Here is a 14545-nt window from a genome sequence, read left to right as displayed (position 1 = left end):
CATCCCGACCGAGCGATCGCTCGGTAACAGCACTCTCGCACATGCCGATGCGCCGGGTCAACAATCTTCGAGCATCGCCTCGCCCTGATCGAGCCGGCCGGCAACCACCATGTCGCGGTACAGATCGTCCTTGTCCATGAGCTCGTCATGGTTGCCGATGTTGCGGATCCGACCGTCTTCCATGACCACGATCCAGTCGGCGTCACGCACCGTCGAGAGCCGGTGAGCGATAGTCACCACGGCCCCGGTGCGCGCACGTTCGTTGATCGCGTCGACAATCGCGGCTTCGGTGAGCGTGTCGACCTGGGCAGTGGCTTCGTCGAGCAGAAGCAAAGCACTCGGCCGCAGAACTGCGCGCGCCATCGCGATGCGCTGACGTTGGCCGCCCGACAGCGAGGTGGCCGTCAGAGCGGTGTCGAGTCCGTTGGGCAGGGCCTCGATCGCGTCGTCGAGCCGGAGCAAGCGCAGAACGGCCTGGACTTCTTCGTCCGTCGCATCGGGATGGCTGAAGACGACGTTCTCCCGAATCGTTCCGGGCACCACCGGTGTCTCCTGCTCCACGTACGCGAGACTCTCGCGCACAGCGCGGTGATCGAGCGCGTCGTAACCGACTCCATGCAGGAGAACCTCACCCGATCGAGGTTCGACAAATCGCAGCACGGTCGAGAGCAAGGTCGTCTTTCCTGCACCCGACGGGCCGACGATGGCCATGTGCCCACGCGTCGGAATGACCAGCGAGACATCGCGCAACGCCGGCTGGTTCGATCCGTGGTAGCTCACGGTGACGTCGCGCAACTCGATCAGCGGCGCGGCAGCGTTGGTTTTCGCGACCACGTCCACGACCTCGTCGTACTGCTCGGTGGGCAACGACTGCATCTCGCGAATCCGGATAGCTGCCGCGATTCCCGACTGAACGGAGGTCACGTTCTGCGCAAGCTCCGACACCGGCCCCATCAGGGTGAAGGCGTAGAGCAGAAACGCGATGAGCGTCGAGACTGCCATTTCGCCGTCGGCGACTCGCCACGCACCAAAGCCGAGGATGGCAATGATCGATCCTTGAATGGCGGTCCACGCGACAGTCCACGCGGTTGCCGACACTCGAACTGCCGTGATCGCATGCTTTTTCGCATCGGACGCATTGTTCGTCACCAGAGCGCCGACGCGATCCTCGGCGAGGGAAACTTTGACCGTCCGGATCGCACGCAAGCCACCCTCGAGTACGCCGCCGAGCTGACCGAGCGATTCCTGGGTTCGCGCTTCGGCTGCGGAAATCCGAGGCATCAGAACGGCAAAGAGTATGGAGGCGAACACGATTGCCACCATGGTGACGCCCAACAACGGCAGATCCAGTACGCCCATCAGAACAATCGTTCCGATGGTCAACGCGGCTGCGTTCAGAATATTCACCGCGGCCGACGACGCAGCCTCCCGCAGCAGCAAGGTGTCAGACGTGACCCGGGTGACCAATTCACCCACGGATCGCGATTGCAGCGAAGGTACGGTCGCCGCCAGGAATCGCTTCACCAGCGACGACCTGGCGTCGAAGACAACCTTCTCGGCGGCGGTTCCGAGAACGATCCACTGAGCACAACCGAGCACGGCACCGACGATCAGAAGGACGACGAGCGTGAGGATAGGTCCTTTCAGCGACGCACCGGTATCGAGGGTGTCGAGAACCCACTTGGTGACCATGGGCGTTGCCAGCGTCGCCGCGGAGCCGCACAGCGCCAGTACCAATCCGAGAAGGAGCGACGGCAGATGCGGTCGAGCGAACTCCGAGAGGACGCGGAGATTGCTCCATTTCGGTGCGGGCTGAGAAGCGTCGGATTCAAGCATGAATTTATGGAACACGAATGTTCCATAAAGGGCAAGAGAAATTCCGATTCGGAAACACTGGATACCGAAACCGGACACGGCTACGCTTCGGATTCGTGACAACGATCCACAGCGCACCAGAACAAAGCGCGACCCGCGAGCGCACACGGAAGGCCATCCTCGATGCTGCCGTTTCGGTGTTCGCATCCAAGCCTGCTGCGACCCTCAGCGAGATCGCTTCGGCCGCAAAGGTCGGCCGGACCACTTTGCACCGCTACTTTCCCGAACGGTCAGACCTGGTCGACGCAGTCGCGGCCGAGGCCACCCGCGCCGTCGGAGAGGCAGCAGCAGCAGCTCGACTCGGCGAGGGTACCGGAGCCGAAGCACTGGTTCGCCTGTGCCATGAATACTTCGAACTGGCCGACCTCTTGACGGTCCTGTTCTTCACTCCCGGTGTGTATCAAGAAGATTCGTTTGCCGAGTCCGCGTCGAACGACGACTCAGTCACCGATGCCATCGAGCGCGGACACTCCGACGGTTCCATCGACCCCGACATGGGTTCGGACTGGGTGCAGAACCTGCTGTGGTCACTGCTCTACACGTCGATGGACTACGTGAACCGCGGTTCCGGGACGCGACTACAAGCCTTGGATCTGACGGTTCGCAGCCTCCGCCGCGGAATCGCCCCCGATCCCGCGGTCTAGGTTGTCGGCTGCTTGAACAGCGGCACGCCGTTTGGTCACGCCTAGTTTGCGGTAGATCGAGCGAATGTGAGTCTTCACAGTGGGATAGGCGATGCCGAGGTGCGCAGCGATCTCGTCTGCAGTCATCGTAGTTCGCAGAAAAGTGAGGATCTCTTTCTCACGTTCCGTCAGGACTCCGGCGAGCTTGGCAGAGAGCTGGCCCCGTTTTTCCAGAATCGTGCGTAGGAGCTCCTGGTGTCTCGACCCCTGTGTTGCGTGCGCGTTCAACAGATCGACGATTACCGGATCGCCGCTCAGAAATGGGGCGAGAATCCGCTCGGGGATTGCTTCCGCCAGCGCACGATCCAACTGCTCGTGCGCCTGCGGTCCACGCCCGGCGACGGAGCTCAGGGCGGCAGACGTGACAAGGGTGCTCACCAGCGCATATCGCGGCAGCGCGGCCGAGGTTGCCAAGCGAAGCGCTTGAGCCGACGGTTCCGGATCCCCCATGACTCGGTAGAGCTCCGCGAGAAGCGCGTGAGCGACCGCAGCACCTGTTCTGGTCAGCGTGGGCATTGCGATGCGGCGAGCTTGCTCGTCCTGTCCTTGAGCGTGGGCGAGCCAGGCCGTGGTGACGCGCCGCAGCGTATCCCAAGGAATGCCGTGCTTGTCCGCAGTGCTCACGCCTCGCAGCAGACGAGCGGCGTTGTGGTACCGGTCTTCCCGGTTCAGAGCGATCAGGCTCATCACCAGGTACAGACGGGCGAGCGCCTCGAAATTGGTTCCGGGGCTGCCCTCCTCGATGATCGAATCGAACTGAGCGATCGCCTCCTCGAAGTCGCCACGCCAGTAGGCGATGCACCCCCGATTCGACTGTGGGAGACCACCTTCGAAGCGTTCCCAATCGGACGCCACCTCTCGCGCAGGAAGGCCGTCGAGGATCTGTTCGGCTTCCGTGAATGCTCCCGCGTGGGTCAGCGCAAAGGCCAAGTTGGACTGTGCAAGACGCAATGTCTCCGTGCGCGACTGCAACTGCGCCTCGTCGCCGGCGGAGCGAAGTAGCGCGATGGCACGAGGAAGGTCACGACGAAGCCTGACCTCGGTCCATCCGAGGAGGAAAAGCGCGGACGGGTAATCGTCCTCGGGCTCGCACTGGGCGAGCGCGTGGCGCGCGCGATCGGCGATGACGGCCTTGGTCGAGGTGTCCGGAGCGAGCAGCAGGTCGGTGAAGCAGACGACAAAATCGTCGGACGCCACCCGCAGACCCTGCCCGCGGAGAAACTCAGCGCCGTACGGATCACCGCTGAGATCGCGGCAGCACGCTCGTATCAGCAGGATGTGCGGATCGTGGGGATCGGGATGAGCAAGGCAGAGCTGCTCGAGTTCCCTGGTGTGAGATTCGAGAATCAAACGAAGCCAGTTTTTCCGCAGGACTCGTCGAGCCTGCTCCGCCTCACCAGAGGCGAGTGCGTCACGCACGGCTTCGATCATGTGTCGAAGATACTCGAGACGTTCGATGTCCGTGGAAATCCGGTCTCATCCGCTTCGGATTAGGCCGCGATCGAAGCCCGCCGATACCGGTGAGAATTGCCGGAATCAACCGAAATGCGTGAGTCAGCGGAATACCGTGTGCGCAGGCCTTACACGAAACGGATAAGACACATGAGCTTCTGGGAAAGCCTCGGCTGGATGCTGTGGGCAACCGTCTTCATCGGATATCTCTTCGCGCTGTTCGCGATCATCGCCGACCTGTTCCGCGACCACAAGCTCAGCGGTTGGTTGAAGGCCGTCTGGGTGTTCTTCCTACTCTTCCTGCCCATCCTCACCGCGCTCGTCTATCTCGTCGCCCGCGGCGAAGGGATGACGGAACGCAGCCACAAGGCCGCACGCGACGCCGAGAAGGCCGCCGAATCGTATATCCGCGAGGTCGCGGGGAAGAGCCCCAGCGAGGAGATCGCCGCAGCCGCAGCACTGCTCGAAGCCGGAGCGATCAGCGAGGACGAGTTCGCCGCACTCAAGCTGAAGGTCCTCTCGTGAGTGCCGCGCGTTTCGGCCCCGTCGACTTCTACCTTCTCGGCCTGCCTGGGCAGAGCCTCGACCCGGCCGCGCTCTCCGCCTTGACCGACCTTACGGATACCGGCCTGGTGCGGCTGCTCGATCTGATCGTCATCTCCAAGTCCGAGGACGGTGAACTCACCCTCATCGAAGTCGAGGAGTTGCCGAACGGCTTCGAGATCAACGTCGAGATGCTCGGCGCGTCCGGTCTGCTCGGGCATGAGGACATCACCGAACTCGCGGCAGCCATTCCCACCGGCGCTGCAGCGCTGCTGGTCGCGCTCGAGCTGGTCTATCAGCGTGAGCTCGCCGCCCGCACCGCTGCGTCAGGCGCGGTGCTACTGGGTTACGAGCGGATACCCGCACCCGTCGTCAATGCCCTCATGGACACGATCATCCCGGAATTGGAGGTCTGACATGCCGTACATCCCGAGACGAGGCCGCCCCGGACTACTGGGCCTCGCCGCCCGCACCGCGGTCGTCACCGGTACCGCGACCGCCGTCAGCGACGGTATGGCCACCCGCCGGCAAAGGAGAGCTCAGGCCGACTACGAGCAGGCGCAGTACGAATTCGCCCAGCAGCATGCCGCACTCCCGATGCCCACACCCGCACCCGCGGCCCCGGTCGATCTCGTCACCGAGTTGCAGAAACTCGGCGACCTCAAATCACAAGGCCTGCTGAGTGAGGCCGAGTTCCAAGCCGCCAAAGCGCGACTGCTCGGCTGATTCACCCCGACAGAGGCGAGGGATTCCCGCTCTCGCTTCCATACCCGACACCGAATGGAACCCGCTATGTCCACGATCGCCGTCAACGTCCTGAACTTCAATCGGGCAGAATCCGATCTCATGTTCGCTCGCCTGGCCGCGGGCGTCGGCCTGGGCACGTGGAACCACACTCGTGATCTCGGGTCACTCGACAACCAGCCGATCATCCGCCAGAACCGCGACACTCTGTACAGCAGCGCGATCATCGACGTGCGCGAGAACGTCACGATCACGGTGCCCGATACCGGCAAGCGCTACATCTCCGTGTGGGTGGTCAGTCAAGATCATTACGGTCCCGTCATCCTGCGCGACCCGGGAGAGCACCTGCTCACGCGTGAATTGGTCGGGACCGACTACGCCGCACTGATCGTGCGCATCCTCGTCGATCCGAACAGCCCCGAAGACGTCGCCGAGGTGAACCGGTTGCAAGACGCCCTCAACATCGACGGCGGCGGAACGGGAGAGTTCCCGTTGCCCGACTACGACGAGCAATCGCAGACCGAGACCCGCGACGCACTCCTCGCACTCGCGCGTGGCATCACCACGTACGACCATTCATTCGGTACCGCTGCGGAAGTCGATCCGATCAGGCACCTGCTCGGTACCGCATCCGGCTGGGGTGGCCTTCCCGAGTACGAGGCCACCTACGTCAACTTCGACGAACGTCTCCCGGTCGGGGAATACCGTCTCCGCCTGAACGATGTTCCCGTGGATGCGTTCTGGTCGGTCTCGCTGTACAACGCGGCCGGATACTTCGAAGAGAACGCTCTGGGCGTCAACAGCATCAACAGCCTCACGGCCACCCCAGACTCCGACGGCAGCACCACCATTCGCTTCGGGGTCCATCTCGACGGCGTCGCGAACGCACTGCCCATCATGCCCGGGTGGAACTACGTACTGCGCCTGTACCGCCCCCGTCCCTCCGTGCTCGACGGCACCTGGACGGCGCCTCGTCCCGAAGCCCTGCAGCAAAGCGTTCCCCACGCACACACCACTCTCGGGTGACTCGACCTGATCACGGAGGTACAAGCCATGCGTCTGTTATTTCAGCTCGTTTCGCAATGTGTTCTCGGCGCGATCGCGCTGATCGTCGTGCATTTTGCTCTTCCCGGGGTCAGCCTGAGCGTGAACGGCTTCTTGGCCGCTATCGGTGTATTCACCCTCGCACACATGATCCTCGGCCCATTCGTGCTCAGCGTGGCACTGCACTACGCGGCTCCGCTCGCGGGTGGTGTCGGCTTGGTCGCCACACTGCTCGCGCTCTGGGTTGCGACCCTGGTCCCCGACGGTATCGAGATCAGCGGCGTCGGGTCCTGGATCCTCGCCCCGATCATCGTGTGGGTGATCACGGCATTGGGCGGGTGGATCTTCATGGCTCTCGTCATCGACAAGTGGATCAAGAGACGCAATGCCGAAAAGCTCGTGCGCAGTGTGCAGAAGGCATGAATGATCAGTTCGGAAACGGAACCCACAAGGAGTCAGCCATGCCAACTCACCCGCTCGATCGCCGCGTTCTCCTGAAGACCGCTCCGAACTTCCGGGACCTCGGTGGCATTCCTGTTGCGGCCGGCACCGTCCGCGCGGGCGCGCTCTATCGTTCGGCGACTCTGGCGAAACTCGACGGCGACGACCTTGCCGCGGTCGCCGACTTGGACGTCCGGACGGTATACGACCTGAGGACCGCCGCCGAGCGCGACGGCGCACTCGACAATCTCCCTGACTCGACGCGCACAGTCTGGCTCGACGTACTTGCCGACAATGCCCAAAACGCCGCGGCCACTGGACTACTCATGACGGACCCGGTCGCATACGCCGAGACCATCAGCGATGGACGTGGGATCGCACAGATGGAGGAAGCCAACCGCAACTTCGTCAGCCTGCCGTCCGCTCTCGACGCCTATCGCACGTTCTACCTCGACCTCATCGACGAAAAACGCACCGGGGCAGCACTTTTCCACTGCACCACCGGCAAGGATCGAACCGGGTGGGCCGCGACCTCTTTCCTACTCCTCCTCGGGGCCGACGAAGCCGATGTACGCGCCGACTACCTGGAGACGAACACCGATCTGGCCCCCATGACAGAACCGATCCTCGACTTCGCCGCGAGCAAAGGCGTTGACGCAGAAGTGCTACGACCCCTCCTCGGAGTCCGTGACAGCTATTTCGACGCAGCTCTCGACGAAATGCGCACGCACTTCGGCACCGTCGAGGACTACGCAATCAACGGACTGAAGCTCACCGCAGAGCAACTCACCGCGCTCCGCGAGCGGTTCACATCCCGATCGGCCTTCATCAGCGCGACGTGATCGAAGCTCTCGGCGGGCAGGAATCCGTGCCCTCGTCCTGCTTCTTCGGGCGATTGCCCACCCGGGTGACCACGACGACGGCGACGATGCCCACCGCCAAGCCGAGCGCGGTGAACGGAGTGAAGGATTCTCCGAACATCAGTGCACCCCAGACCGCGGTGACGGGGGCGATCAAGAACATCAGGGTGTTGACGGACGTAATGCCGATGCGGCGGAGCAACAGCCAGTACAGCCCGTAACCGCCGAAGGTGGACAACACGATCAACCAGAGCAACGCGATCCAGAATGTGCTGACACTCGGCGGTACGGCAGCATCCGAGACGATCGCCAGAGTTGTGAAAACTATTGCGCTGGTTGAGCAGTGGATGACCAAAGCCTGCAGTGGCGGTGTGGACGTGGGAGCGCGTTGCTGGACGAAGGTGGATGCAACCAGGCTGAGCATCCCCAGGAACGGAATCGCGTACGCCCACCACTGCGCCGATGTGCCGGCCCCGGCATCGGCTGCCGTGACCATCACGACGCCGCCCATTCCGATCGCCAACCCGACCCACTGCATACGCGGGACTGCGACACCGAGGACCGGACCGAGCAGCGCGGCAGCCACCAGCGGCTGAATACCGTCGATCAGCGCTGTGGTTCCGGTGTTCACCCCGAGATCGACTGCCCAGTACACCGACAACAGGTAGCCACTCTGGGAGAGCATCCCGATCACCACCTGCCTGCCGAGAGCCCGCGGTGTGGGCATCGTGTTCCGGCGCCGGGCGGAGAACCAGACAATCGGGAGCAGTACCACCGCGAGCGGGAGAAAACGCCACATCAGCAGTGTGGGGACCTCGGCACTGCCGGCGCCGAGTTTGGCCCCGATGAATCCCGAACTCCAGCACGCGACGAACAGGACCGACAAGGTAGCCGTCACGGCAGATCTCGAGGTCACGATCCGAGGTATACCGATCTGTTTACTCATGAGCCCGACTATACAGATCGGTATACTTTTGTCCATGGCAGAGGAATCCACACCCGAATTGACTCCGAAAGCGCGTCGCATTCTGGAGTCTGCGTCGAAGCTGTTCTACGAAAAGGGGATTCATGCCGTAGGCGTGGATACCGTCGCACTGGACGCCGGGGTCACGAAGAAGACTTTGTACGAACGGTTCGGCTCGAAAGACGGTCTCGTCGTTGAATACCTGAGGGCTCGAGATCGGCGGTGGCGAATCTTTCGCGACGAGAAGCTCGCATCAGCCGGAGCTAGCCGCGCCGAACAGTTGAGTGCGGTATTCGACGCTTCCGCCTCCTGGTCCAAGGCGAGCGGAGGCAAAGGGTGCAGCATGATCAACGCGCACGCCGAGTTCAGCGATCACTCACATCCGGTGTTCGCTGTCATCGCCGAACAAAAGCGGGAGATGTCAGACCTTTTCCGGCGCATTCTGGCGACGGACGGACTAGCCGACGAACGTCTCGTCGAGGCAATCATGCTGCTTCACGAAGGTGCCCTCGTCGCAGACGGGATCGGTATCGGCACCGACCCCTTCGGCGCCGGCCGGGACGCGGCGCTCGAATTGCTCAAAAATTCAGACTGATTCGCGCAGTTGCCCCCACAGTCACTCCCCCACCCGCTTCGCCCCCACAGTCACTCCCCCACCCGCTTCGCCCGCACAGTCACTCCCCCACCCGCTTCGCCCCCACCATGCGCCTCGCTATCTCCAAATACCTCTCCACCAACTCGTCCGGAGACAACTCACCGTCCGGTCGGTACCAGACCGCGACGGCGACGCACATCGTCACCACGGCTCTGCTGGCGTCCTCGGGATGGTCGGCTTCGAACACGCCCGAGGCGACGCCGTCGAGGACGATCCGGTCCACCTGCTTCTGCTGTTCGTCGCGCTGGGCGATGTAACCAGCCCGGCTGTCGGGCTCCATGCTGCGGATCTCGGAGGAGGCGACGAACGACTGCTCGCGTCGAAACATGTGGAACCGCAACAGAGATTCGATCACCGCGTCGAAGCGATCGGAGGGATCGTCCCCGGCATCGAGTTCGGCGGCGCGGCTTCGCTCCAACAACTCCGTCATCACAACGGTCGCCAGACCGATCAGCAGAGCTTGCTTGGACGGGTAGTGGTGGTAGAGCCCCGGCACCGACAGCCCGGACCGCGACGCGACGTCACGGATCGAAGTCCCGTGATAGCCCTGCTCGACGAACGCCTCCAACGCCGCAGCGAGCGGTTTCGGTAGTCCCAGGTCTTCGTAATCGCGCCAGGACCCGCGTACCGGAAGCTCGTTCGTCATACCGATACCGTAGATCGCTCTTGCGCCGCCGCCGAACACGTCGGAGCCATTGGTTAGAGTCGGTGTTCACCGAAAGACAGGGACCAGTCATGATCCATGTTCGCCACACCGCGGTTGCTGCCGTGCCGGTTGATGTCGCCTTCGACTACATCGACAACTACCGCAATGTCCCGACGTGGATGTTCGGTGTTTCCGAGTTCACCCCGTTCGGAGAGTTCGATCAGGGACTCGGCGCCACGTTCGACGCGGCCATGCAGATCGGGCCGAGCACGTTGCGCTCCAAACTCGAGGTCACCGAGTGGGAGAAGAATCGGATCATCAAGCTGTCCTCGCTCGGCGGTGTATCCAACTCGTCCACGTGGGAGTTCGCTGCGATCGACGATTCCAAGACCGAGCTTTCCGTCGACTTCGCCTACAAACTGCCCGGCGGCATTGCCGGCAAGGCACTCGGCCGATTGATCGGGCCGTTCGTCGAAAACGCTGTCAAGAACAGCGAGGAAACACTGCGCCACAGCCTCGAGGAGCAGTTCGCGGCCCGCGGCGAAGGCTGAAACTACCCGCGGTCGCCTTCGAGTCCCAGCGCGTTGGCCCACACCTGAGTAGCCGTCTTGACGACGTCCTCGAACGGGACGGGGTTGCCGTCGGCGCCAGGTTCCTCGGAGACGAATGAACTGTAGGCAAGACGGCTCACCATCGCCGACAGTGCTCGGGAAGCCAACAGCGGGTCCAACGAGGCGTCTGCCTTGCCAGCTGCTTGCAAGCGTTCGATGGCTCGGGCATTACGAGAAATGAAGGTCTCGGCTCGGTCCCGACGCAGTTTCGCGAAGGCCGGATCGATGTGCGATACCTGCTCGAGCAGACCCATCAGTTTGGCGTTGCGGCGAAAAGCCGTCAGGTAGGCACGGTTGCTCGATTCGAGGACCGCATACGGATTGTCGACGTCGCGGACCCGTCCCATGCCTGGGTGCAGCATGTCTTCCTGCGCGACGTCGAGAACTGCGGCGAAGATCTGCTCTTTGTTGTCGAAGTAGGTGTAGAACGTGCCGGTGGAGCAGTTCGCTTCCTTGGTGATGTCCGTGAGACGGGCGTCGAGATACCCTGCGCGCTCGAACACCGTTCGAGCCGCTGCGACCAGAGAAGCCCTGGTCCGGACGCCGCGGGCAGTCACCGGCAGGTCACGCAGAAGCTCCGTCGCAGCCATGGATGGTGGCGGACGGTCTTCCCAGTTCTCCTGAGGTTCGGCGCGAGAGGTCACCAGCTACTTATACGGCAAAGCCGGCGACATCTCGGCATCGGCGTCAGGTGATGGTGATTCCTCCGTCGACGGCGATGGTCTGACCGGTGACGTATCCGCCGGCCTCGGACGCGAGCCACACCATGGTGGCCGCGAGCTCTTCCGGATCGCCCATGCGGCCGAGGATCAGGCGCGGAGCCATCGCGTCCAAGTAACCGTCGTTGTATTGGTCTGTCATTTCCGACTTGAAGAAGCCGGGCGCGATCGCGTTGACGCGAATGCCCTTGCGCGTTCCCCACTGCTGTGCGAGGTCGCGGGTCAATCCGACGACGCCTGCCTTGCTCGCCGCATAGGCGGCCTGCGGGAGTCCGGCGGTCGTCAATCCGAGAATGCTCGAGATGTTGACGATGGAGCTGCCCGGGAGCATCACGCGGCCGCAGGCCTGCGCTGCCCAGTAGGACCCATTGAGGTTGATGTCGATGACGGCGCGGAACTGGTCCGGGGTCTCGCGGGTCGCCGGAACGGCAGTTCCGACGCCGGCGTTGTTGACCAGCACGTCCACGCGGCCGAACTTCTCCATCGCGGCGTCGACCATGTTCTGAGCCTGAGCCGGATCGACGATGTCGGTGGCCACGCACAATGCTTCGCGGCCTGCGTCACGCACGAGCTTGGCCGTGTCTTCGAGCTTGTCGACGCGGCGAGCAGCGAGGACGACGTCCGCGCCGGCCTCTGCTGCGGCTTTCGCGAACGCCACCCCGAGGCCCGACGACGCACCGGTCACGATGACCACTCGATCGGTCAGAGAGAACTTGTCGAGAACAGACATGCGCGGTGATGCTCCTGTGTCGTCGGGTTCGGGAAGTGGCGGTTGCAGTGACGTATCGACTGCAGTTGCGAAATTACAGGCCGAGATCGCGGCCGATGAGTTCCTTCATGATCTCGTTGGATCCGGCCCAGATCTTGGTGACGCGGGCGTCCATCCACGCGCGAGCGGCGCGGTACTCGGTCATGAAGCCGTAGCCACCGTGCAACTGAACGCAGTGATCGAGGACCTCGTTCTGCACCTGCGCGGTCCACCACTTAGCCTTGGCGGCGTCGATGGCGGTCAGCTCGCCGGCAGCGTGTGCCGCGACGCAGTTGTCGACGTAGGCCTGGGTGACCTCGATGCGGGTGACGAGATCCGCGAGAAGGAATTTGTTCCACTGCAGCGAGCCGATCGGCTGACCGAAAGCCTTGCGGTCCTTGGCATATTGCAGCGTCTCTTCGAGGATCGGAGCGGCGTGCGCGATGTTGGACACCGCAGCGCCGACGCGCTCCTGCGGCAGCATTTCCATCATGTGGATGAAGCCGCGGTCGATCTCACCGATGATGTTGGTGGACGGCACGCGAACGTTCTCGAAGAACAGTTCGGCGGTATCGGACTCGTGCTGGCCGACCTTGTCGAGCTTGCGTCCGCGCTCGAAGCCTTCCATGCCGGTCTCGACGGCAAAGAGGGTGATGCCCTTGGACTTCTTCTCGGGACTGGTCCGAGCCGCCACGATCACGAGGTCGGCGTTGTAGCCGTTGGTGATGAAGGTCTTGGAGCCGTTGATGATCCAGTCGTCGCCGTCCTTGACCGCAGTGGTCTTGAGCGAGGCGAGGTCGGATCCACCGGAAGGCTCGGTCATGCCGATGGCCGTCAGCATCTCACCGGTGCAGAACTTGGGCAGCCAACGCTGCTTCTGCTCTTCGGTGGTGAGCTGAACGAGGTAGGGAGCAACGACGTCGGCGTGAATGCCGAAGCTCGAGGCAACAGCTGCACTGGCGCGCGAGAGCTCTTCGGCCAGAACCGCGTTGAAGCGGTAGTCGCCGGCTTCGCTTCCGCCGTACGCCTCCGGAACCTCGAGTCCGAGGAAGCCGTTGCGTCCCGCTTCGAGCCAGATTTCACGATCGATGAAGCGCTGGTCGATCAGCTTCTCTGCGACCGGAAGGATGTTCCGGTTGACGAATTCGCGAGCAGATTCGCGAAATGCCTCGTGATCGGGTCCGTACAGAGTGCGACGCATGACGAGTTGCTTCCTTTCGGCGTGGCAATGCCACACGTTACGATGTTCCTAAGCATTCGCTTAGAATCTAAGCACCTGCTTATAGTGAATCGAGAGCGGGATATTGTCAACATCGAAATCCGTCACACCTGGAGGAAACCGTGAGCGATTCACCTGACGTGGTGATCAGCCCCTCCAAAGCTGCGGCCCGTATCCGCGCGGCAGCCGTGGACGCTTTTGCCTCTGCCGGCTACGGCGGCACCACCACCCGTGACATCGCCGCGCGACTCGACATGAGTCCCGCCGCCATGTACCCGCACTACCGCTCGAAAGAAGAGCTGCTTTTCGCGATCAGCTTCGAAGGCCACACCGAAGCGTTGAAGGTGGTCGAGGGCGCCGACCGACCTGGTGAAGAACCGTCCGTTCGTTTGCAGGAACTGATCAGCACCTTCGCCAGTTGGCAGGCCGGGCACCATTCACTCGCTCGCGTTGTCCAGTACGAACTCACTGCCCTCACACCAGAGCACTACCGAACCGTCGTCGCGCTTCGCCGCAGCACGACGCGGGTGGTCCGGGAGGTTGTCGATGCCGGCGTGCAGTCGGGCGATTTCACGATCCCTGATGCCGAAGGCGTCACCCTCGCCTTGATGTCCCTGTGCGTCGACGTGTGCCGCTGGTTCCCGGCCGGCAACTACACGAATCCGGAAGACATCGGAAAACTGTACGGAGACCTGGCATTGAGGATGGTGGGCGCCGCCCGAATCAGGTGACGCCGACCGCAGAAAGGACTCGGCCAGTGGCCAACCGCACCTATCTCTACTCGACCCCTGTTGCCCCGCATGAGAATCCGGCTGCCGCTCGCACCCGTGGACTCAAAGGAATCTCGGAGTGGTCGTACGCGATACCGCTGGTCCCCCGGATCCTTGTGTCCGTGAATCCGCTCCCCCGCCAGTCGATCATCTGGGACGACACCCCCGACCTGATCGCGGTCACCGCGCCCTGTGGTCCTGGTATCGCCCGGCTCGAAGACTTCCTCGGCCGCATCGATCACCCCGAACTCGGCACGATGGCCGGCGATGCGCTGCGTTTCCTGCGCAGCCACACCGAACCCGACCACTACTTCGTCCTCGAGTGCGGCGAGATCTTCGACATGGACGACGAACCGTTCGCCGAACAGGGCAAGGCCCTGATGACCGGTCTGGCGGACATCGACGCCGAGATGGAGGCGGCGCTGGCCACACTCGCACCCGCCAAGCCGCGCTTCTGGGAGCGACTGTTCACGCCGACTCAGGAGAGCGTCGAGGAACCGCTACGCGAACTCGGCCTCGGTTACTGGTCCGAGACCCTGTACTTCGATCTCGACGTCCCGCGATAGGCGAA

Annotated in this window: 18 protein-coding genes; 11 read left to right on the top strand and 7 right to left on the bottom strand. The window is 62.9% G+C overall.

Going from position 1 to position 14545, the window contains the following annotated elements; genetic code table 11:
• Positions 1-57 precede the first annotated feature (57 nt).
• On the bottom strand, positions 58-1836 hold the full coding sequence (locus tag ATN37_RS25435; RefSeq protein WP_007729612.1) for an ABC transporter ATP-binding protein: 1779 nt from the start codon (positions 1834-1836) through the stop codon (positions 58-60).
• A gap of 95 nt (positions 1837-1931) precedes the next feature.
• On the opposite strand from ATN37_RS25435, the gene ATN37_RS25430 reads away from it, so the two are divergent.
• Positions 1932-2519 (top strand): TetR/AcrR family transcriptional regulator, encoded by a 588-nt coding sequence (locus ATN37_RS25430; protein WP_030537226.1) that lies wholly within the window; start codon positions 1932-1934, stop codon positions 2517-2519.
• Here ATN37_RS25430 and ATN37_RS25425 read toward each other — a convergent pair.
• Positions 2454-3989, bottom strand: a complete 1536-nt coding sequence (locus ATN37_RS25425) for a LuxR family transcriptional regulator (protein ID WP_047272075.1) — start codon at positions 3987-3989, stop codon at positions 2454-2456. The two genes, ATN37_RS25430 and ATN37_RS25425, sit on opposite strands and share 66 nt — an antisense overlap.
• A gap of 171 nt (positions 3990-4160) precedes the next feature.
• On the opposite strand from ATN37_RS25425, the gene ATN37_RS25420 reads away from it, so the two are divergent.
• The 6 genes from ATN37_RS25420 to ATN37_RS25395 all read left to right on the top strand — a co-directional run bounded on the left by ATN37_RS25420 (position 4161) and on the right by ATN37_RS25395 (position 7624).
• A complete protein-coding gene (locus ATN37_RS25420; protein ID WP_218695757.1) occupies positions 4161-4535 on the top strand; it encodes a PLDc N-terminal domain-containing protein in 375 nt (124 codons plus the stop codon).
• On the top strand, positions 4532-4969 hold the full coding sequence (locus ATN37_RS25415; protein WP_030537229.1) for a DUF6325 family protein: 438 nt from the start codon (positions 4532-4534) through the stop codon (positions 4967-4969). The genes ATN37_RS25420 and ATN37_RS25415 overlap by 4 nt, the downstream gene beginning before the upstream one ends.
• A gap of 1 nt (position 4970) precedes the next feature.
• On the top strand, positions 4971-5279 hold the full coding sequence (locus tag ATN37_RS25410; RefSeq protein ID WP_030537230.1) for an SHOCT domain-containing protein: 309 nt from the start codon (positions 4971-4973) through the stop codon (positions 5277-5279).
• Between the two features lie 66 nt (positions 5280-5345).
• Positions 5346-6323: a DUF1214 domain-containing protein gene (locus ATN37_RS25405; protein ID WP_030537231.1), complete on the top strand. Its 978-nt coding sequence runs from the start codon at positions 5346-5348 to the stop codon at positions 6321-6323.
• A gap of 27 nt (positions 6324-6350) precedes the next feature.
• Positions 6351-6764 (top strand): phage holin family protein, encoded by a 414-nt coding sequence (locus ATN37_RS25400; RefSeq protein WP_003940418.1) that lies wholly within the window; start codon positions 6351-6353, stop codon positions 6762-6764.
• A 38-nt stretch (positions 6765-6802) separates the two neighbouring features.
• On the top strand, positions 6803-7624 hold the full coding sequence (locus ATN37_RS25395; RefSeq protein ID WP_242692582.1) for a tyrosine-protein phosphatase: 822 nt from the start codon (positions 6803-6805) through the stop codon (positions 7622-7624).
• Here ATN37_RS25395 and ATN37_RS25390 read toward each other — a convergent pair.
• Positions 7611-8588, bottom strand: a complete 978-nt coding sequence (locus ATN37_RS25390) for a DMT family transporter (RefSeq protein ID WP_256933484.1) — start codon at positions 8586-8588, stop codon at positions 7611-7613. The two genes, ATN37_RS25395 and ATN37_RS25390, sit on opposite strands and share 14 nt — an antisense overlap.
• Positions 8589-8622: 34 nt before the next feature.
• Between ATN37_RS25390 and ATN37_RS25385 the strand changes: the two genes are divergently transcribed.
• Complete coding sequence (locus ATN37_RS25385) at positions 8623-9201, top strand: TetR/AcrR family transcriptional regulator (protein ID WP_007729643.1); 579 nt, start codon at positions 8623-8625, stop codon at positions 9199-9201.
• A gap of 79 nt (positions 9202-9280) precedes the next feature.
• Here ATN37_RS25385 and ATN37_RS25380 read toward each other — a convergent pair whose 3' ends face one another.
• Positions 9281-9907 carry a TetR/AcrR family transcriptional regulator gene (locus tag ATN37_RS25380; protein WP_030536574.1) on the bottom strand — a complete coding sequence of 209 codons (627 nt, stop codon included), beginning with the start codon at positions 9905-9907 and terminating at the stop codon, positions 9281-9283.
• Positions 9908-9996: 89 nt separating this feature from the next.
• Between ATN37_RS25380 and ATN37_RS25375 the strand changes: the two genes are divergently transcribed.
• A complete protein-coding gene (locus tag ATN37_RS25375; protein ID WP_003940411.1) occupies positions 9997-10458 on the top strand; it encodes an SRPBCC family protein in 462 nt (153 codons plus the stop codon).
• Positions 10459-10460: 2 nt separating this feature from the next.
• On the opposite strand, the gene ATN37_RS25370 is transcribed toward ATN37_RS25375, so the two are convergent.
• The 3 genes from ATN37_RS25370 to ATN37_RS25360 form a co-directional block, all read right to left on the bottom strand.
• A complete protein-coding gene (locus ATN37_RS25370; protein ID WP_007730038.1) occupies positions 10461-11108 on the bottom strand; it encodes a TetR/AcrR family transcriptional regulator in 648 nt (215 codons plus the stop codon).
• Positions 11109-11205: 97 nt separating this feature from the next.
• Positions 11206-11967, bottom strand: coding sequence for an SDR family NAD(P)-dependent oxidoreductase (locus ATN37_RS25365; protein ID WP_003939707.1), 762 nt, complete (start codon positions 11965-11967; stop codon positions 11206-11208).
• Positions 11968-12040: 73 nt separating this feature from the next.
• Complete coding sequence (locus ATN37_RS25360) at positions 12041-13186, bottom strand: acyl-CoA dehydrogenase family protein (RefSeq protein WP_007730036.1); 1146 nt, start codon at positions 13184-13186, stop codon at positions 12041-12043.
• A gap of 140 nt (positions 13187-13326) precedes the next feature.
• Here ATN37_RS25360 and ATN37_RS25355 point away from each other — a divergent pair, with 140 nt between their 5' ends.
• A complete protein-coding gene (locus tag ATN37_RS25355) occupies positions 13327-13935 on the top strand; it encodes a TetR/AcrR family transcriptional regulator (RefSeq protein WP_030536572.1) in 609 nt (202 codons plus the stop codon).
• Positions 13936-13961: 26 nt separating this feature from the next.
• On the top strand, positions 13962-14540 hold the full coding sequence (locus ATN37_RS25350) for a hypothetical protein (protein ID WP_218695756.1): 579 nt from the start codon (positions 13962-13964) through the stop codon (positions 14538-14540).
• The last annotated feature ends 5 nt before the right edge of the window (positions 14541-14545 follow it).

Origin of the sequence: Rhodococcus sp. MH15 (assembly GCF_019266045.1) — a bacterium.
Taxonomy (GTDB): domain Bacteria; phylum Actinomycetota; class Actinomycetes; order Mycobacteriales; family Mycobacteriaceae; genus Rhodococcus_F; species Rhodococcus_F qingshengii.
Note: the sequence above shows the minus strand (reverse complement) of the source record. Positions and strands in the feature narration are given on the sequence as shown.